Annotated in this window: 15 protein-coding genes; 14 read left to right on the top strand and 1 reads right to left on the bottom strand. The window is 73.3% G+C overall.

Going from position 1 to position 19281, the window contains the following annotated elements:
• Window positions 1-21: 21 nt before the first annotated feature.
• The 13 genes from CWIS_RS11160 to CWIS_RS11100 all read left to right on the top strand — a co-directional run bounded on the left by CWIS_RS11160 (window position 22) and on the right by CWIS_RS11100 (window position 14339).
• Entirely contained in the window at window positions 22-1395 is a 1374-nt protein-coding gene (locus tag CWIS_RS11160) for a replication-associated recombination protein A (protein WP_048343369.1), read from the top strand.
• A gap of 274 nt (window positions 1396-1669) precedes the next feature.
• The gene (gene rpsD, locus CWIS_RS11155) at window positions 1670-2296 is read left to right on the top strand and encodes a 30S ribosomal protein S4 (protein WP_053071682.1); all 627 of its coding nucleotides are present in this window, start codon (window positions 1670-1672) and stop codon (window positions 2294-2296) included.
• 181 nt (window positions 2297-2477) lie between these two features.
• On the top strand, window positions 2478-2846 hold the full coding sequence (locus tag CWIS_RS11150) for a DUF948 domain-containing protein (RefSeq protein ID WP_048343368.1): 369 nt from the start codon (window positions 2478-2480) through the stop codon (window positions 2844-2846).
• Window positions 2846-3220: a hypothetical protein gene (locus CWIS_RS11145; RefSeq protein WP_048343367.1), complete on the top strand. Its 375-nt coding sequence runs from the start codon at window positions 2846-2848 to the stop codon at window positions 3218-3220. Before CWIS_RS11150 ends, CWIS_RS11145 begins: the two co-directional genes overlap by 1 nt.
• A gap of 96 nt (window positions 3221-3316) precedes the next feature.
• On the top strand, window positions 3317-6013 hold the full coding sequence (gene alaS / locus CWIS_RS11140; RefSeq protein WP_048343366.1) for an alanine--tRNA ligase: 2697 nt from the start codon (window positions 3317-3319) through the stop codon (window positions 6011-6013).
• 1 nt (window position 6014) lies between these two features.
• Window positions 6015-6602: a Holliday junction resolvase RuvX gene (gene ruvX / locus CWIS_RS11135; RefSeq protein ID WP_048343418.1), complete on the top strand. Its 588-nt coding sequence runs from the start codon at window positions 6015-6017 to the stop codon at window positions 6600-6602.
• A complete protein-coding gene (mltG, locus tag CWIS_RS11130) occupies window positions 6599-7786 on the top strand; it encodes an endolytic transglycosylase MltG (protein ID WP_048343365.1) in 1188 nt (395 codons plus the stop codon). The genes ruvX and mltG (CWIS_RS11130) overlap by 4 nt, the downstream gene beginning before the upstream one ends.
• Window positions 7787-7872: 86 nt before the next feature.
• Complete coding sequence (mltG, locus tag CWIS_RS11125) at window positions 7873-9048, top strand: endolytic transglycosylase MltG (protein ID WP_048343417.1); 1176 nt, start codon at window positions 7873-7875, stop codon at window positions 9046-9048.
• A complete protein-coding gene (locus CWIS_RS11120; protein WP_048343364.1) occupies window positions 9045-9896 on the top strand; it encodes a shikimate dehydrogenase in 852 nt (283 codons plus the stop codon). The genes mltG (CWIS_RS11125) and CWIS_RS11120 overlap by 4 nt, the downstream gene beginning before the upstream one ends.
• 58 nt (window positions 9897-9954) lie before the next feature.
• Complete coding sequence (locus tag CWIS_RS11115) at window positions 9955-11625, top strand: cation:proton antiporter family protein (protein ID WP_048343363.1); 1671 nt, start codon at window positions 9955-9957, stop codon at window positions 11623-11625.
• 95 nt (window positions 11626-11720) lie between these two features.
• Entirely contained in the window at window positions 11721-13085 is a 1365-nt protein-coding gene (locus CWIS_RS11110) for a ferric reductase-like transmembrane domain-containing protein (protein WP_053071681.1), read from the top strand.
• A complete protein-coding gene (locus CWIS_RS11105) occupies window positions 13082-13606 on the top strand; it encodes an FMN-binding protein (protein ID WP_048343362.1) in 525 nt (174 codons plus the stop codon). The genes CWIS_RS11110 and CWIS_RS11105 overlap by 4 nt, the downstream gene beginning before the upstream one ends.
• 4 nt (window positions 13607-13610) lie before the next feature.
• Complete coding sequence (locus tag CWIS_RS11100) at window positions 13611-14339, top strand: FAD:protein FMN transferase (protein WP_229747559.1); 729 nt, start codon at window positions 13611-13613, stop codon at window positions 14337-14339.
• Here the strand turns inward: CWIS_RS11100 and CWIS_RS11095 are convergent.
• Window positions 14325-16694, bottom strand: coding sequence for a glycoside hydrolase N-terminal domain-containing protein (locus tag CWIS_RS11095; RefSeq protein ID WP_053071680.1), 2370 nt, complete (start codon window positions 16692-16694; stop codon window positions 14325-14327). The genes CWIS_RS11100 and CWIS_RS11095 overlap by 15 nt on opposite strands.
• A gap of 470 nt (window positions 16695-17164) precedes the next feature.
• Here CWIS_RS11095 and CWIS_RS11090 point away from each other — a divergent pair.
• A partial coding sequence (locus CWIS_RS11090) for an alpha/beta hydrolase-fold protein (RefSeq protein WP_197080829.1) occupies window positions 17165-19281 on the top strand: 2117 nt, incomplete at its 3' end.

Raw genomic sequence — 19281 nt, 5'->3', positions numbered from 1 at the left:
GGCGCGACGTACGCTGCGCGCATGGACCTGTTCGACGCGGTGACGTCGACGACCGCGGGCGTCCCCGCACCGACGGCGGGTGCGCCGCTCGCGGTGCGCATGCGCCCGCGCTCGCTCGACGAGGTGGCCGGCCAGGGGCACCTGCTGGTGCCCGGCTCGCCGCTGCGCCGGCTGGTCGAGCCCGCGGGGGACTCCGAGCGTCGGGCTGCGCCGTCGTCCGTGGTCCTGTGGGGCCCGCCCGGTACGGGCAAGACGACCCTGGCCTACCTCGTGGCTTCGTCGTCGGGGCGCCGGTTCGTCGAGCTGTCGGCGGTCACGGCCGGGGTCAAGGACGTCCGGCAGATCGTCGACGACGCGCGGCGGCGTCTCGCGACGGGCGACGGCGAGACCGTGCTGTTCATCGACGAGGTGCACCGCTTCACCAAGGCCCAGCAGGACGCGTTGCTGCCCAGCGTCGAGAACCGGTGGGTCACGCTCGTCGCCGCGACCACCGAGAACCCGTCGTTCTCGGTCAACTCCCCGCTGCTGTCCCGCTCGCTGCTGCTCACCCTGCAGCCGCTCGGCGTCGACGACGTGCGCGCCGTCGTGCGCCGCGCGGTGGCCGACGAACGTGGGCTCGGCGGCACCGTCGTGCTCGCGCAGGACGCCGAGGACCATCTGCTGCGGCTCGCGGGAGGCGACGCCCGCAAGGCGCTGACGATCCTCGAGGCAGCAGCGGGAGCCGCGCTCGCGGACGGCCCGTACGACGCCGCGGCCCCTGCGGTCGTGGACCTGACGACCGTCGAGCGTGCGATCGACGTCGCGGCGGTCCGCTACGACCGCGACGGGGACCAGCACTACGACGTGATCTCCGCCTTCATCAAGTCGGTGCGCGGCTCGGACGTCGACGCCGCGCTGCACTACCTCGCGCGGATGATCGCGGCGGGGGAGGACCCGCGGTTCATCGCACGACGCCTCGTGATCTCGGCCGCCGAGGACGTCGGCATGGCGGACCCCAGCGCGCTGCAGACCGCGGTCGCCGCCGCGCAGGCCGTGCAGCTCATCGGCATGCCCGAGGGTCGGCTCGTCCTTGCCGAGGCCGTGGTGCACCTCGCCACGGCGCCCAAGTCGAACGCGGCGTACGCAGGCATCAACCGCGCGCTGGCGGACGTTCAGGCGGGCCGCATCGGTTCCGTCCCGCCGCACCTGCGGGACACGCACTACGCGGGGGCCCAGCAGCACGGGCACGGCAAGGGCTACCTGTACGCGCACGACGAGCCGCACGCGGTGGCCGCGCAGCAGTACCTGCCCGACGAGCTCGTCGGCACGCGCTACTACGAGCCGTCGGACCGCGGTTTCGAGCGTCAGGTCACCGAGCGGCTCGACCGGATCCGCCAGATCCTCGACGGCGAGTGACCGTCCTGCCCGCGGGTGGCCGGGCGTGCGGGCGCTCGTCACAGCACGGGGATTCGGCTCTCGGGGTGGTCAGCAGGTAGAGTCGTCAGGTCGTGCGCGCCGCCACCTCGTGGTGGAGGGCGTCGCATCGGCCACCTGGGGCCCTAGCCAGGACCGGTCGTCAGTTTCGTGTCCGTTCGTCGGACGAGACCCGGTCCCTCGAAGGTCGGCCCCACGCCCACGGACGACCGTCCCGCAGGCGTGACGTCAAACGAACACGACAGGAAGTATCACTGTGAGCAGTGTGACCCGCTCGCGCCGCCAGGTCCGCCTGAGCCGCGCCCTCGGCCTGGCCCTGACGCCCAAGGCCGTCAAGCACTTCGAGAAGCGTCCCTACCCGCCCGGTGAGCACGGCCGCGCGCGCCGTCGCACCGAGTCGGACTACGCGGTCCGTCTGCGCGAGAAGCAGCGTCTGCGCGCCCAGTACGCGCTCCGCGAGAAGCAGCTCGCCCGTGCGTACCAGGACGCCCGCAAGGCCCCGGGCCTGACCGGTGAGGCGCTCGTCGAGATCCTCGAGACGCGTCTGGACGCGCTGGTCCTGCGTGCCGGCTTCGGCCGCACGATCCTGCAGGCGCGTCAGATCGTCGTGCACCGTCACATCCTCGTCGACGGCAAGATCGTCGACCGCCCCTCGTTCCGCGTGAAGCCGGGCCAGACCATCCAGGTCAAGCCGAAGAGCCAGGCGACCGTGCCGTTCCAGGTCGCCGCCGCCGGTGCGCACCGCGACGTGCTCCCCGCCGTCCCGGGCTACCTCGACGTGCAGCTCGAGAAGCTCTCGGCGGTCCTGGTCCGCGACCCGAAGCGCGCCGAGATCCCCGTGACCTGCGAGGTCCAGCTCGTCGTCGAGTACTACGCCCGCTGACGCAGCGCCTCACGTCACGGAACCCCGCCGCGCCACGTGCGCGGCGGGGTTCCGTCGTACCGGGGCCGTGTCGGGCCCGGTCGGGGCTCGCGTCCCGTTGGCCGCTCGGCGCGTGCGTGTGTGCGCGCAGGGCGCCGCGGTGCGCAGGTAGGGTGCAACAGTCATCGAGGAAGGACGTGGGATGTCGGTCGCAGATGTCGCGGGACTCATCGCGGCGATCGCTTTCGTGCTGCTCGTCGGGCTGCTCGCCGTCCCGCTGCTGAAGCTCGGCCGTGTCCTCGACGAGGCACGTGACTCCGTCAAGGAGCTCACGGACCACACCGTGCCGGTGCTCGACGAGACCGCGCAGCTCGTGGCGTCGTCCAACGGTCAGCTCGACAACGTCGACAAGGTCACGACGGCCGCCGCCCAGGTGTCACAGAACGTCTCGGCGCTCACCGCGCTGTTCGCGGCGACGGTCGGCGGGCCGATGATCAAGGTCGCGGCGTTCTCCTACGGCGTGCGGCGCGCGCTCGGCGGCCTGGCCGCCGGCGCGCGCAAGGGCCGATGATGCGTCGCCTGTTCTGGGTCGGCGTCGGGGTCGCCGTCACGGTCGTGGTCGTCCGCAACGGGCGCCGGATCGCCGAGGCGTACCTGCCGCAGGGCGCGACCGACGTGGTCGACGGCGCCACGCGCCTGACCCGTGCGGTCGGCACCGCGCGGTCGCAGTTCGCCGCGGGCTTCGCCGAGCGCGAGGCCCAGCTCACGCACGACCTCGTCGGCGAGGCGGACGTCGACGAGCTGAGGGCGCACCGCTCGCAGCACGTCGGTGAGCTCCGGGACGCGCTCGGCTCGCGCCGTGCTCGCCCGGACCGCGCAGCACCGGCCGACTGGGCCGGCCCGCTCGACGACCCCGACGACGACGGCGAAGCCGCCTTCTTCTAGACCGCACCTTCCGGCCCGACCTGACCGGCGCGCCCGCGTACCGGCACCCGCCCGGCCCCGGGCACCCACGACCCATCGAGAACCACCGAGGACACCATGCGTACCGCCGAGATCCGCCAGCGCTGGCTCGACTACTTCTCCGCGCGCGGCCACGCCGTCGTGCCGTCGGCCCCGCTCATCTCGCCGGACCCGTCGACGCTGTTCGTGATCGCGGGCATGGTCCCGTTCATCCCGTACATGCTCGGCGAGCAGACGCCGCCGTGGCCCCGCGCGACGAGCGTGCAGAAGTGCGTGCGCACGCTCGACATCGAAGAGGTCGGCAAGACCACGCGCCACGGCACGTTCTTCCAGATGAACGGCAACTTCTCCTTCGGCGACTACTTCAAGGAGGGGGCGATCACCTACGCCTGGGAGCTCATCACGAGCAGCCAGGCGGACGGCGGGTACGGCTTCGACCCCGACACGATCTGGGTCACCGTCTTCCACGACGACGACGAGGCGGTCCAGCTCTGGAAGCGCATCGCGGGCCTGCCCGACGAGCGGATCCAACGCCGCGGCATGCGCGACAACTTCTGGTCCACGGGCGCGCGCGGGCCCGCGGGGCCCTGCTCGGAGATCTACGTGGACCGCGGCCCGCAGTACGGCGCCGAGGGCGGCCCGGTGGTCGACGAGGACCGGTACCTCGAGATCTGGAACCTCGTGTTCATGCAGTACGAGCGCGACAACGGCGGGACGAAGGACGCGTTCCCGATCCTGCGTGACCTCAAGCAGAAGAACATCGACACCGGCATGGGGCTCGAGCGCGTGGCCTACCTGATGCAGGGCGTCGACAACATGTACGAGATCGACGAGGTCCGTCCGGTGATCGACGGCGCCGTCGAGCTCTCGGGCAAGCGCTACGGCGCCGACCACGACGACGACGTGCGCATGCGCGTCGTGGCCGACCACGTGCGGTCGGGACTCATGCTCATGAGCGACGGCGTCACGCCGTCCAACGAGGGCCGCGGCTACGTGCTGCGCCGCCTGCTGCGCCGCTCGATCCGTGCGATGCGCCTGCTGGGCGTCGAGGACCCCGCGCTGCCGGTCCTGCTGCCGCTGAGCCGCGACGCGATGAGCGCGTCCTACCCGGAGCTCACGCGCGACTTCGAGCGGCTCAGCACGGTCGCGTACGCCGAGGAGGAGGCGTTCCGTCGCACGCTCGCGTCCGGGACGACGATCCTCGACACGGCCGTCGCCGGCGCGAAGGCCGCGGCGCGCACCACGCCCGACGCGCGACCCGTGCTCTCGGGTGCGGACGCGTTCCAGCTGCACGACACGTACGGCTTCCCGATCGACCTCACGCTCGAGATGGCGGAGGAGCACGGGGTCGACGTCGACCGCGAGGCGTTCAAGACGCTCATGTCCGAGCAGCGCTCGCGCGCCCGTGCTGACGCGCTCGCGAAGCGCGCCGGGCACGCCGACGTCGCCGCGTACCAGGACCTGCACGCGACGCTGTCGGAGTCGGAGGCCAAGCCGGTCACGTTCGTCGGCTACACCGACGCGCAGGCGCGCTCCAAGGTCGTCGGCCTCCTGGTCGACGGTGTGCCGTCGCCCGTGGCGACCGCACCGGCGGACGTCGAGGTGGTCCTCGACGTGACGCCGTTCTACGCCGAGGCCGGCGGCCAGCAGGCGGACACGGGCACGATCGTGCTCGACAACGGCGCGCGCATCGAGGTCGACGACGTGCAGGCGCCGATCAAGGGCCTGTCCGTGCACCACGGTCGGCTCGTCGACGGCACGGTGACACTGGGTGAGCCCGGCACCGCGGCGATCGACACGGGCCGACGGCAGGCGATCGCCCGCGCGCACACCGCGACGCACCTGGTGCACAAGGCGCTCCACGAGTCGCTCGGCCAGACCGCGACGCAGGCCGGTTCGCTCAACGCGCCCAGCCGCCTGCGCTTCGACTTCCGCTCGCCGTCGGCCACGCCCGCCGAGGTCGTCGGCGAGATCGAGGCGCGGGTCAACGAGCGCCTGCAGGACGACCTCGAGGTGACCGACTCGGTCATGCAGATCGACGAGGCGCGCGCGATGGGTGCGATGGCGCTGTTCGGCGAGAAGTACGGCAACGAGGTGCGCGTCGTCTCGATCGGCGGCGACTGGTCGCTCGAGCTCTGCGCGGGGACGCACGTCAAGCGCTCCGGGGAGCTCGGCCTGGTGACCCTGCTCTCGGAGTCGGCGATCGGCTCGGGCGTGCGCCGCGTCGACGCGCTCGTGGGTGCGGGTGCGTACGGCTACCAGGCCAAGGAGCGCGCGCTGGTCGGGCAGCTGTCCGGCCTGCTGGGCGCGCGACCCGACGAGCTCGCCGAGCGCGTCTCGGGGCTCATGACCAAGCTCAAGGAGTCCGAGAAGGAGCTGGCCGCGCTGCGCCAGGCCCAGGTGCTCGCACTGGCGGGCTCGCTCGCGGATGCCGCGCAGCAGGTCGGGGTCACGCGCGTCGTCACGTTCGACGCGGGGGAGCAGTCGCCCGACGACCTGCGCACACTGGTGCTCGACGTGCGCTCACGCCTCGGCGACTCGGCTCCGTCCGTCGTCGCCGTGGGCGGCGTCGCCAAGGGCCGTCCCGTCGTCGTGGTCGCCACCAACGCCGCGGCGCGCGAGGCCGGGCTCAAGGCTGGCGCGCTCGTGCGGTCCGCGTCGCAGGTGCTCGGCGGCGGTGGCGGCGGCAAGGACGACCTGGCCCAGGGCGGCGGCACGGACGCGGGCCGGCTCGCCGACGCGCTTGCCGCCGTGCGGGCCGCGGTCCAGGGCTGACGTGCCCGACGGCTCGTCCGGCACGCCTGCGGGGCACGGCCTGGCGCGCGGTCCGCGACTGGCGGTCGACGTCGGGACCGTGCGCGTCGGGCTCGCCGCGAGCGACCCCGACGGCCTCATCGCGACCCCTGTCGAGACGCTCGCCCGGGACGCGCGCAACCGTCCGGGACGTCTGCCCAAGGACATCGCGAGGATCGTGCGGGAGGCGCGCGAGCGATGTGCGGGGTGTGTGTACATCGGGCTGCCCCGCCACCTCTCCGGGGCCGAAAGTGCCTCTTCCCACGCAGCCCGCGCGTACGCTGACACACTGGCGCAGGCCGTGTCACCCATCGAGGTGCGCATGGTCGACGAGCGGATGAGTACGGTGTCCGCTCATCAGGCGCTGCTGGCGTCCGGCAGATCCGGGCGCCGCCATCGTGAGGTGGTCGACCAGGCCGCCGCGGTGGTGATCCTGCAGTACGCGCTGGACGCCGAGCGTGCGACGGGGCGTCGTCCCGGAGAACGGGTCGACGTGGACCCGGAGCTCGGTACCACGCGTCAGGGGGCTGTGGGCGAGGCGACGGACGATGGTGGAGCGACGCGCACGTGACCAACGGCAGCCAGACGCAGTGGTGGACGGCGGACGAGGCCCCTCGGGCCGATGTCGTCGACCCCGCCGCGCCCTCGCAGGCGCCGCAGCGACGTCGGCGCGCGGCGGGTCGTGCCGCGCAGGAGCGTGAGCGGCAGGAGGCACGTCGCCGCAGGATCGTCGTGGTGCTCGTCGTCGTGGCGCTGCTCGCCGGCGCGGCGTACGTCGTCGCGTCGTTGCTGAAGGATGACGAGTCGACGTCGCAGGCGGCGGTCTCGACCGCCGTGACGGACTTCGACGGTCCCGGCCACGGGTCGGTGACGGTGACCATCCCGGCGGGCGCCGACGGCCCCGCGATCGGCAAGGCGCTCCACGCGGCCGGAGTCGTCGCCGACGCTGACGTGTTCGCGCGTGAGTTCGCCTCGAGCGGTGCGCCGAAGGTCGCCGCGGGCGCCTACGCGCTCCCGCTCGAGCTCAGCGCCGCCGACGCGGTGGCCGCGCTGCTCGACCCCGCGAGCAAGGCGTCGCTGAACCTGACGCTCGCCGAGGGTCTGACCTCGTGGCAGACGCTCGAGAAGATCAGCGAGAAGACGACGATCCCGTTGGCCGACCTCCAGGCGGCGGCCGCCGACGCGGCGGCCATCGGGCTGCCGGAGCAGGCCGGCGGCAAGGTCGAGGGGTGGCTCGCGGCCGGCGCGTACGACGTCGCGTCGGACGCCACCGCGGCGCAGGTGCTCAGTCAGCTCGTGGCGCGCACGGTCCAGGTCCTCACCGACAAGGGTGTCGCACCGGATGCCTGGCAGGCGGTGCTGACGAAGGCCTCGCTCGTCGAGCGGGAGATGAGCCTCGACGAGGCGCGGCCCGTGTTCGCGCGGGTGCTCGAGAACCGGCTGCGCAAGGAGCGGACGCTCGAGATCGCCGCCTCCGTCTCGTACGGGGTGGGGAGCACCGCCGAACCGACGGCTGCGATGCTCGAGGACGCGAGCAACCCCTACAACACGTACAAGAACGTCGGGCTGCCGCCGACGCCTATCGTGAGCCCCGGAGCAGCGTCGCTCGACGCGGTGCTCGCTCCCGCGGACGGCGACTGGATGTTCTGGCTCGTCGTCGACGCGGACTCGGGAGAGACGAAGTTCGCGGTGACGTTCGACGAGCAGATGGAGAACCAGGCGGCGTTCGACGCCGCACAGGCGGCCGACGGGTGAGGACGCCGAGCGAGTGAGGCACGACCGGACGACCTCGTCCGGGACCAGACGACCGTGACGGTACGGCCGACGATGTGGAGACGCACGTGAGCGACAGTCAGACCGAGTGGTGGGCCCCGGCCCGTCCGGGAGCGAGCGAGACGCCTGCTCCCGAGGCGCGCCGTTCCCGCGACCGCGGCCACGGCCGCGCCCGTGCCGAGCGCGCGCGCAAGGCGCGGCGGCGTCGTACGACCTGGGTGGTTCTCGTCGTCCTGCTGCTCGTCGGCGGCGCGGGGTACCTCGTGTGGTCGATGCTCGACGGGATGTTCGACTCCTCGGGGAACAGCGCGTCGGCGACGGACTTCCCCGGTCCCGGTCACGGCTCGGTCGACATCGTCGTCAACCCGGGCGACTCCGGGAAGGCGATCGGCCAGACGCTCAAGGACGCCGGGGTGGTCGCCTCGGTCTCGGCCTTCGTCTCCGCGTACGCCGCCAACCCGGGCGCGACCGGCATCCAGCCGGGCACGTACTCGATGCTCCTGGAGATCCCGGCGGCCGACGCAGTGACGTCGCTGCTCAACCCCGCGACGCGCGTCGAGACGAAGCTCACGGTGGTCGAGGGCAAGACGGCCGAGGAGATCCTTGCGGTCGTCGCCGAGAAGCTCGACGTGCCCGTCGAGGACGTCGAGAAGGCGGTGGGCGACGGCTCGGCGATCGGCCTGCCGAAGGAGGCGAACGGCTCGCTCGAGGGTTGGCTCTTCCCGGCCACCTACGTGATCCAGCCGGACGACGACGCCGTCACGGTGCTGTCCGCGATGACCGCGAAGACCGTGCAGGTGCTCACCGACCGCGGGGTCGCCGAGAAGGACCGAGAGACGGTGCTGATCAAGGCCTCCCTGGTCGAGCGCGAGGGCAAGCTCGACGAGGACCGGCCGAAGATCGCGCGCACGATCGAGAACCGGCTCGAGCAGGACTGGCGGCTGGACATCGACGCGGCCGTCGCCTACGGCGCGGGCGTCAACGGCACGCAGCTGACGCAGGCCATGCTCGACGACACCACGAACCCGTACAACCTGCGCCGGCTCAAGGGCCTGCCTCCGACGCCGATCGCGTCGCCCGGGACGGCGTCGATCGACGCCGTGCTGAACCCGGCGGACGGTGACTGGATGTACTGGTGCACGCCGAACCTCGACACGGGCGTCACGGTGTTCAGCGAGACCGACGCCGAGCACGCCCAGTGCGTCGCCGACCTGAACGCGTGGCTCGAAGAGAACCCTCAGTGAGCGCAGGAGTCGCGCGACGGGCGGCCGTTCTCGGCCACCCCGTCGCGCACTCCCTGTCGCCCACGCTGCACCGAGCGGCCTACGCGGCGCTCGGGCTCGACGCGTGGTCGTACGGGGCCGAGGACGTGACGGAGGACCAGCTCGCGGGGTTCGTCGCGGGGCTGTCGGACGAGTGGGCCGGGCTGAGCCTGACCATGCCGCTCAAGCAGACGGTCATCCCGCTGCTGGACCACGTCGAGCCGCTCGCGCAGGTGGTCGGCGCCGTCAACACGGTCCTGCTCCAGGGCACCGGCACGGCGCGCACGCTCGTCGGGGCGAACACCGACGTGCACGGGCTCGTCGCGGCGCTGCGTGAGGGCCTGGGGCCCGACCGCAGCGTCGAGCGTGCGGTGGTGCTCGGCGCGGGCGCGACAGCGTCATCGACGCTCGCGGCTCTCGCCGAGCTCGGGTGCACGAGCCCTCTCGTCCTCGTGCGCTCGGTCGCGCGCGCGGGCGGGCTGCTGCGAGCGGCGCACCGCATGGGGGTGAACCCCGTGCTGCGCCCTCTCGACGACGCACCGCGCGCGATGGCCGACGCGGACGTCGTCGTCTCGACGCTGCCCCCCCACGCGGCCGACCCGCTCGCGGCCTCCGTCGACGGGCGTGTGACCGGCGTGCTCCTCGACGTGGCGTACGACCCGCGCCCCACGGCGCTGCACGCACGCTGGGTCGAGCTCGGCGGCACGGCTGTCGGGGGAGAGCGGATGCTGCTGCACCAGGCAGCCGAGCAGGTCCGCCTCATGACGGGCCACCCCGCGCCGATCGGAGCGATGGACGCTGCGTTGGGGCGGGCGTTGACCGTGTCCTGACGCCCGCTGGACCGGGCAGGATGGAGCCACCCGTTCGTGCCCGGTCGAGAGGAACCTGATGGCCGCCGCCGCGCTGTACCTCGGCGCCGCGGTCGTCGGCGGGCTCCTCGCGGTGCTCCTGCGGCTGCCCCCGCTGGTCGGCTTCCTGGCTGCGGGCTTCGCGCTCGGTGCCGGGGGAGCGCCCGAGCTCCCGTACCTCGAGGCGATCGCCGACTTCGGCGTGGTGCTGCTGCTGTTCGCGATCGGCCTCAAGCTCGACGTGCGCACCCTCCTGCGGCGCGAGATCTGGCTGACGAGCGTCGTGCACATGGTCCTGAGCGTCGCGATGGCGCTGGGATTCCTCGGTCTGCTGACAGTCGTCGGCTTCGGGCTCGTCGCGGACGAGTCGTTCGGGGCGCTCGCGCTCGTCGGCTTCGCGTTGTCGTTCTCGTCGACGGTCTTCGTCGTCAAGGTGCTCGACGACCGTTCCGACACGACCTCGCTCTACGGCCGCATCGCGATCGGCGTGCTCGTGATGCAGGACGTGGCGGCGGTGGTCTTCCTGTCGATGTCCAGCGGCGAGGCGCCGAGCCCGTGGGCGCTCCTGCTGTTCCTGCTGATCCCCGGGTCCTGGATGTTGCACCGGATCTGGAACCGAGTCGGCCACGGTGAGCTCCAGGCGCTCTTCGGGGTGTTCGTCGCCGTCGTGCTGGGCTACGGGCTCTTCGAGCTCGTCGGCATCGACGGCGACGTCGGTGCGCTCGTCGTGGGCGTGCTCCTGGCGTCGCACCCGCAGGCGGGCGAGCTGTCGCGTTCGCTCATGACGTTCAAGGACCTCATGCTCGTCGCGTTCTTCGTGCAGATCGGCCTGCACGGCACGCCCCACCTGCTCGAGGTCTCCCTCGCACTGCTGCTCCTTCTGCTCCTGCCGTTCCAGGTCGCGGCCTACGCCGTGGTGCTGTGGTTCATGCGGCTGCGGCGCCGTACGTCGTTCCTGGGCGGGCTCGTCCTTTCGAACTACTCCGAGTTCGGCATCATCGTCGTGGCGGTGGGGGCGAGCTCCGGGCTGCTCGAGGAGCAGTGGGTGGTGGTCGTCTCGCTTGCCGTGGCCTTCAGCTTCGGGCTCTCGGCGATCGTCAACCGTCGGGGCGTCGAGCTCGCGACCCGGCTCTCGCGGCTCCTGCCCGTGCGCGACAGCGACCGGCTGCACCCCGAGGACCGGCTGGTCGACATCGGCGACGCCGACGCGCTCGTCCTGGGCCTCGGCCGCGTGGGCGCCTCGACGTACTCGCGGCTGCGGGACGAGTACGGGCTGTCGGTCGTGGGCGTCGAGCACGACCGGACGCGAGTCGTCGCGCTCGAGGACGAGGGTTACGAGGTGGTGCGCGCGGACGCGACCGACCTCGAGTTCTGGACGCGCGTGCAGCGCGCCGGCCGCGTCAAGGTCGCGGTCCTGGCGATGCCGTTCCACAACGCGAACCTCATCGCGTTGACCCGTCTGCAGGCGGCGGGCTTCACGGGCAGGGTCGCGGCGGTCGCGCGGTACGACGACGACGTCGCGGAGCTCGAGCGGCACGGCGCCGACGCGGTGTTCCACCTGTACGGTTCGGCGGGCTTCGCGCTCGCTGACCACGCCGCCGAGGTGCTGCTCCCGGGTCGCAGCGGCCCGCCCCCGGCGCACCCGCCCGCGAGCCCGGGCGACGAGCTGGACGTGCTCGACCCGCTCAAGCCGCGCGACCTGCCCGGCTGACGCCCCGGTCGCCCTCCACGGGCGCGCCCGGACGTCCGGCGAACTCCCAGGTTCCTCGAAGAGTCCTCCGAGTTCGCCCCGCCACACTCGGCGTCATGGCGACGACCACCACCTGGGCCCCGGAGCTCACCCGCGCGGCAGCGTCGCGTCGCCCGCGCTGGCGTCCCGGCGCGCTGCCGGCGCTCGGGCTGGTCGTCGCCGGTGTCGTGGCGCTGTGGTGGACGGGGACGCCGCCCGCCGCGGGCGCGACGCCCGGCGGCATGCTCGCCTCGTTCGGCGAGCTCGCCGGGCTGCTGGCCTCCGCCCTCGTCTGCGCGCAGCTGCTGCTCGTGGGCCGCGTGCCGTGGTTCGAGCGGGCGGTCGGGTTCGACCGTCTGGTCGCGTGGCACCGCTCGCTCGGGACGTCGGTGGTGCTCCTGGTGCTCACGCACGTGGCGCTCATGATCGTCGGCGGGTCGCTGCTGGACGGCCTGACGCTGTGGTCGGAGGTGCCCGACGTGCTCGCGCGGCAGCCCTACCTGTGGCCCGCGCTCGTCGGGACCGTGCTGTTCGTCGGCGTCGGCCTGTCGAGCGCGCGGCTCGCCCGCGAGCGGCTCTCGTACGAGGCGTGGTTCGCGGTGCACCTGACGGTGTACGTCGGGGTGTACCTCGCGTTCGCGCACCAGCTGGCGGGCGGGAGCCACTTCGTCGACTCGCCGGCGGCCCGGGTGCTGTGGATCCTGCTCTACGCCGGTACGGCGGCCGCGCTGCTCACCTGGCGGGTGGTCCTGCCGCTGCTCGAGCACCGCCGACTGGCGCTGCGCGTCTCGGCCGTGGTGCCGGAGGCGCACGGGCTCACGAGCGTGTGGGTCGAGGGCCGCGGGGTGGCCACGCTCGGCGCACGGGGCGGGCAGTTCTTCCTCGTGCGGTTCCTCGCCCGCGGTCATCGCGCGACCGCCCACCCGTACTCGCTGTCGGTGGTGCCGAGGGGAGATCGGCTGCGCTTCACGGTCGGCGCGCTCGGGGACCACTCGTCCGCGGTCACGCACCTGCGGCCCGGGACTCGCGTACAGGTCGAGGGGCCGTTCGGGCGGTTCACGGCGGACCGCGCCGCCAACCCCGCGGTCCTGCTCGTCGCGGGCGGCGCGGGTGTCGGGCCCGTGCGGGCCCTGGCCGAGGACCTGCTCGCGCGCGGTCACGAGCTGGTGGTCGTCCACCGCGCGCACGACGAGAACGGTCTGGCGCTGCGCGACGAGTTCACGCGCTCGCCCCGCCTGCGCTACGTCCCGGTGCCCGGCCGGCGTGCGCAGCTCGGCTACGACCCGTTGGATCCCGCGCACCTGCGGGCGCTGGTCCCGGACATCGCGTCGCGCGACGTCTTCACCTGCGGGCCGCCCGCGATGACGCAGGCCGTCGTCCGGTCCGCCCGTGCGCTGGGCGTGCCCCGCGCGGCCATCCACCACGAGGAGATCGAGTCATGACCAAGCGCTGGCGTGGGACCTTGCTGTTCACCGGGACGGTGGCCGCCATGGGTGCCGCGGGGTTCGCGAAGTTCGGGGCGCTCGCCGCGCCCGAGGCGGCGGTGTCCGCGGCGTCCGCGAGCGAGTCGGCCCCGTCGGGGGCCTCGTCGTCGAGCGGCGCGTCCGCGGAGGCTCCCGCATCGTCGGGCTCGTCGGGCTCGTCGAGCGACGCGGCGTCGACCCCCGACGCCTCCCCGACGACTGACGGGACCGCGACCGTCGTCGGGGACGCGGTCGACACCCGGTACGGGCCGGTCCAGGTCGCGGTGACCTTCGCGGGCGGCCAGATCGCGAGCGTCCAGACGCTGCAGTCTCCTGACGGGCACGGCGAGAGCGTGCAGATCAACCGCTGGGCCACGCCGATCCTCGCGCAGGAGGTCGTCGCCGCGCAGTCCGCGCAGATCGACACCGTCTCCGGGGCCACGTACACGTCGCAGGCCTACGCCACGTCCGTGCAGTCCGCGATCGACCAGCGAGGCTGAGCCGGTGCGGCACGTCGACCTGGTGATGGGCATCCCGATGTCCGTGGACATCCGGCACGACGACGAGGGTCGCGCGCGACGTGCGGCCCGCGCGGCGTTCGACGGGATGCACGACGCCGACCGTCGGTTCAGCCGGTTCCGCCCCGACAGCGAGGTCAGCCGCTACGGTCGCGGCGAGTGCGAGCAGCCGAGCGCCGACCTGCGCGAGGTCCTGGCCGTCGCGGCCCGGTTCGAGGCGGCCTCGGGCGGGGCGTTCCGCATCTGGCGGCCTGACGGCACGATCGACACCGACGGCGTCGTCAAGGGATGGGCCGCGCAGCGTGCGGCCGACTCGCTGGTCGCTGCCGGGATGACGACGTTCTGCCTCAACGCGGGGGGCGACGTGGTCGTGCGCGGCGAGCCCGATCCCGGGCGCGGCTGGTCCGTGGGCGTGCGCGAGCCCGCGGACCCGACGGCGTTCCTCACGGTGCTCGCGGTGCGCGACGGTGCGGTCGCGACATCCGGCACCTACGAGCGCGGGGAGCACGTCTGGGACGGGCGTACGGGCGCACCGGCGACCGGTCTTCTGTCCGCGACGGTCGTGGCGGCGGACCTCACGACCGCCGACGTGCTCGCCACGTGCGTCCTGGCGCTCGGCCCCGACGGCGTGCCGTGGGCCGCGCAGCACGGTGCCGCCGCCGTGGTGGCCGTCCGCGCCGACGGTCAGGTGCTCACGGGGTCACGAGAGGCCTGAGCCCTCGTCCGGGTCGGCCCACCGCAGCCGGATGGTGGTGGCGTCCACCCCCACGCGCACGCGCCCGGCAGGCAGCACCGTCCCCGGCGTGGTGAACGGGCGTCCCGCCTCCAGCAGCACGCCGGGCTCGGGAGCCAACCAGGCGGCCTCTCGCAGCCGGCGCAACGTCACCGTGCAGCCGCCCGGGTCCCACGCGAGACGGTCGACGACGATGCCGCCACGTGCGCGCAGGCCCGTGACCGTGCCGGACGGCCACGCCCTCGGCAGCGCCGGCAGCACGGTGAGGGTGCCGGCCGTCGAGGCGAGCAGCATCGCCGCCACGAGCGCGGGCAGGCCTCCGCTCGCGTCGAGGTTGAAGATCGACCCTGCGTCGTGGGTGGTCGTCAGCGCCGGCCGCCAGTGGTCGACGGCGAGCCACTCGACGCACTGCAGCGCCGCCTCGGCGTCCCCGAGGGCTGCGGCTGCCAGCCCGACCTGGACCAGGCCGAACGCCATCTCCATCCGGCCGGGCGGTGGCGTCGGGTCCGCGGCGCGCCAGGCCAGCTTGGCGTGGACGGTCGCGAGCGCGGCCGCTCGCAGCGCCGCTCCGGCGGATCCGACGAACGCGGTGTCCGGCTCGTACCAGAGGGGGTAGAGCTGAGAGGCGTGGCGGTGCGCGGGTTCCTCGTGCCACTGCTCGTCGATCCACTCCGCGAGCGTCCCGTCGGCCGTGACGCGGAAGGAGGGGAGCGACGCAGCGAGCGCCGACCAACGGGCGTCGAGGCTGTGGTCGCCCCGCGCCGAGGCGAGCACCGCGCTCGCCCGCGCGGCGTCCCGCAGGATCGCCACGTCCATCGTGGTGCCGGAGGTGATCGGCCCGCCCGCGCCGGAGGGCGTGTTCTCGGGCGAGTACGCGGGCACGACGTGACGCCGTCCGTCGACGAGCACCGTCGCGGTCTCCGCGAACCGCAGGACGCCTTCGACGAGCGACCACAGCCGGTCGTCCACGAGCGTCCGGTCACCGGTCGTCGAGACGAGGTCCGCCGCGAGCCGCAGCACCCAGCCTCCGCACCCCGTCCAGAACACGTGGGGGTAGGCGGCGTGCACGTGGTTGGCGCGGCCGTGCGTCGACATCCGCGACGGCAGCAGCATCCCGTCGGCGCCGAACACCCTCCGGGCGTTCTCGCGGTAGTCGTCGAGGTGCGCGAGCACGAGGGTCAGCAGCGACCGCGCGAGCTCGGGCGTCCCGGTCGGGACGAGCCCGGCCATCCCGCCGTTCTGGAGGTTGCCGTTGAGGGTGTAGTCGGCGGACCACGCCGGTCGCCACGTGCCTTGCCACACGCCCTGCAGCGTCGGCGGGAGGTCACCCGTGGCGGCGATCGCGTGCGCGCGGCCGGACAGGTACGCGATCTCCACGACGCGCAGCCGAGCGCCCGCGTCGCCGGCGCGCGCCGCCGCCCACACCTCCTCGGTCGTCGGGTCGTGCGACGTCGAGCGCCCCCTCGGGGCCCGCAGGTCGAGCGTCGAGGCCGCGACCAGCCGTCCGTGCGTCGCGGCCTGCCCGCGGCGCAGCTGCGTCCAGTCGACGTCGGTGGGTCCGGTCGGTGACGGGGGAGTGCCGCCCGACGTCCGGACGGCGACCTCCAGGCGCACGGTACGACGACCGCCCGCGGGCACCACCAGCCGGGACGTCAGCGACTGCGCACCGTGCTCCCAGGGGCCTGCGCCGCGCGCCGTGACCGTCGCGATCGCCTCGGAGGTCACCGCCTCGACCCGGCCGTCGCGTCCGCCGACGAGCGTCACGGCGACGGCCGCGGAGCTGTCGGCCCCACCGGTGTCGAGGGCGGTGTCGAGCGCGCCGCCGAGGCTGAGCGCCAGGTCGACGACGACCTCGTGGTCCGACTCGATCGCCACCCACGCCGTCTCGTCGTCCCGCGGCGTGATCACGCGCACGGCGCACCGGCCGTCGCGCCCGTCCCGCAGGTCGACGGCGACCTCGCCCAGCGACAGGTCGGTGGAGCGCGAGAGCTCCTGGGTCACACCCGCGACCGCGAGGGTCAGGGTCGCGCAGATGCCGAGGGGGTCGGTCCAGATGAGTCCGTCGGGGTACCCGTCGGCTGCGAGACCCTCGGTGAGGAGGTCGCCGGCGTGGTCTGCGTCGCCCGTCAGGACGGCCCGGCGCAGGTCGTCGAGCACCGGGCGTAGGTCCGGCGCCCGCGGACGCGGGTTGACCGGGACGAAGAAGCGCTCGTGGCTGAGCGTGATCACCTGGCGCTGCGCGGGACCGTGCAGCACCGCCCCGAGGCGCCCGCTCCCGGCGAGGAGACCGTGCTCCCACGTCGGAGCCGGGGTGCGGGTGCGGAACACGCGTGTCATGCGTCGGAGGCGGGTGTCGTCGACTGACGGACGACGATGGAGGTGGCGCGCAGGACGTCGCGCGACGCGGACTCGGTGCCGGCGGCCATGGCGAGCAGCGTATCCACGGCCACGCAGCCCACGCTGGTGCGACCGCGACGAGCGGATCGAGCGGTGCGAGGGTCGCGCGGTCGCTACCGCTTGACGCGAATCGGTGCGTACCGCGACGATGCGGACATCCCACTTCGAGATCGCAGCGAAGCGGCCGGGCGGTGCTCCTACATCGGTGTAGAAATCCCGTCGCCGCTCGCGAGGGTCGGATCGGGTGTCGGTTCTACATCGGTGTAGGCCCGACGAGGTTGGCACGTCGTGGACGCCGCCGGCGCCCACGTTCCTTCCGGGGGGAAGGCAGCGCGGCTCCGGCCACGTGCCGGGACGGGCCCGCCTGCGCGTTCCCGCCGGTCGACGACCGAGGAGAGCACGTGATGCGGATGACTCGCAGGGGGCCGCGCAACCCGCGCGCCAAGCAGCAACGTACGGCGGCGATCATGACCGGGGCCGCGCTCGTCGTGGGGGCGACGGTCCTGCCGTCCGCCGGGTCCGCGGCGGACGGTCCGGCAGCGGACCCGTGGGTGTCCACGATCCCCGAGGGCTACCACCGGTTCACCGCCCCGCAGGCTGCTGTCGAGGAGATCGTCGGCACCCGGCCGGCCGTGCTCGAGCTGCAGGGGAACATCGGGCCGAGCGGTACGTGGTCCGACCTCGCGATGGACCCGAGCGGTGCCAACTACCAGACGACGGTGGGGCCCCTTGCGCCGGGCCTGTACTACTACCAGTACACGGCGACCGAGTCGGACCGGACCAAGCACTCCTTCCGCGCGCCGGGCACCCCCGTCGCGGTCACCTCGCACCCGGCGTGGAGCACGTTGTTCGTCCCGGGGCCGTCGGTGCAGTGGATGGCGGACCTGCGATCGGGCGGGACGGTCGAGGAGCTCACGTACGAGAGCCCCGTGACCGACGACGAGGCGACGACGCTCGTCTGGACGCCGCCGGGGTACGACGCGGACCGCGTCGATCCGTACCCGGTGCTCTACCTGCTTGCCGACCGGAACCAGTCGTACCGGGAGTGGGCCGAGCTCGGCCGCGTCCCGCAGGTGCTGGACAACCTCGCGGCCGAGGGTCGCCTCGAGCCGATGGTCGTCGTCATGGCGCAGGTGGGCGGCTCCGACCCACGCACCGAGCTGCTCGACGGCGTCGTCGACGCGACGCGGGACGCCTACCACGTGGCGGCCGACGGGCACGGCCAGGCGGTCGCCGGTATCCGCGACGGCGCCCAGCAGGCGCTCACGGTGCTGCGCAGCGACCCCGGGACGTTCGGTGCGGTCGGGTCGTTCTCGGGCCGGCTCGGAGGCTCGATCAGTGCGTCCACCGCACGTGAGATCAACGAGGGAACGGACCTCCTGCGGATCTACGTCGGCAACGTCCTCGACCCGTCGTACAACCTGAACGACGCGCTGCTGAAGACGCTCACGAGCGCCGGCGTCGAGCACGACTTCGACGGTGTCGACCCCGCACACGGCGGCACGTGGGACGCGTGGCGCTCCGGCCTGCGCGACTTCGTCTCCCGCGTGTTCCAGGACGACCCCGGGCACGAGCCGCGGGACGGCCACCTGCCGCTCGACGGTCCGTACACCGCGCCCGCGCCGGGGTCGATCACGCTCCCGCACGTCGGGGAGAACGGCATCGTGACGTTCGAGACCGGCACGCAGTGGGCCGACGCGAAGGACGTCACGGTGTGGGCCAACTGGGCGCCCAACGGCGCGTGGTTCCGGGTGCCGATGACGAAGGTCGGCGACCGCTGGCGGGTCTCGATGGGCCCGCTCGACGGCTTCTACTACTACCGGTACGTGGTCGACGGCGTCGACGAGAAGGACCCGGAGGACACGGTCAACACCCTCACCGGGGTGAGCCCTCTGTTCGTGCCCGGCAAGACCGACCGGATGCTCAGCGACGTGCCCGCAGGCACGGGCGGTGAGCTGTCGGTCCTCACCTACGACAGCGCGGTGGCCGACGAGGAGCGGTCCGCCTACGTCTGGACCCCGCCCGGCTACGACGCGGACCGCGCCGAGCCGTACCCCGTGCTCTACCTCAACCACGGCGGCGGGCAGAGCTGGGGCGACTGGGTCGAGGTCGGCCGGGCCGTGCAGATCATGGACCACCACTCGCTCGACGGCGCGATCGTCCCGATGGTCGTCGTCATGGGCAACGGCAACGTTCCCGACTTCCCCGCCGAGCTGCTCGAGAACCTGGCGCCCGCGGCACGCGCGAAGTACAACATCGCGTCCGACCCGGACCACCAGGCGCTCGCGGGCCTGTCCCTGGGCGCGCTGCGCACGCTGGACACGTGGCTGACCCGGCCGGGCGAGTTCGGGTGGATCGGCGCATTCTCCGGCGGGCTGTTCTTCGGCGCGCCGCAGTTCGACGCGGACGCGGTCAACGAGCACACGCGCCTGGCTCGGATCTACACCGGGGACGTGTCCGACTTCGCCTACCAGTCGGTGATCAACACCATGGACCTCCTGTCCGAGTCCGGCGTGACGTACGAGTT

Origin of the sequence: Cellulomonas sp. A375-1, from assembly GCF_001040865.1 — a bacterium.
GTDB classification, from domain to species: domain Bacteria; phylum Actinomycetota; class Actinomycetes; order Actinomycetales; family Cellulomonadaceae; genus Cellulomonas; species Cellulomonas gelida.
This window is presented reverse-complemented; position numbering and strand designations above follow the sequence as displayed.

Coding starts and splice junctions, on each gene's coding strand:
- CWIS_RS11115 (WP_048343363.1), top strand. CDS start 9,955: ATGGCCGCCGCCGCGCTGTACCTCGGCGCCGCGGTCGTCGGCGGGCTC.
- CWIS_RS11105 (WP_048343362.1), top strand. CDS start 13,082: ATGACCAAGCGCTGGCGTGGGACCTTGCTGTTCACCGGGACGGTGGCC.
- alaS (WP_048343366.1), top strand. CDS start 3,317: ATGCGTACCGCCGAGATCCGCCAGCGCTGGCTCGACTACTTCTCCGCG.
- CWIS_RS11145 (WP_048343367.1), top strand. CDS start 2,846: ATGCGTCGCCTGTTCTGGGTCGGCGTCGGGGTCGCCGTCACGGTCGTG.
- CWIS_RS11110 (WP_053071681.1), top strand. CDS start 11,721: ATGGCGACGACCACCACCTGGGCCCCGGAGCTCACCCGCGCGGCAGCG.
- CWIS_RS11095 (WP_053071680.1), bottom strand. CDS start 16,694: ATGACACGCGTGTTCCGCACCCGCACCCCGGCTCCGACGTGGGAGCAC.
- CWIS_RS11150 (WP_048343368.1), top strand. CDS start 2,478: ATGTCGGTCGCAGATGTCGCGGGACTCATCGCGGCGATCGCTTTCGTG.
- CWIS_RS11160 (WP_048343369.1), top strand. CDS start 22: ATGGACCTGTTCGACGCGGTGACGTCGACGACCGCGGGCGTCCCCGCA.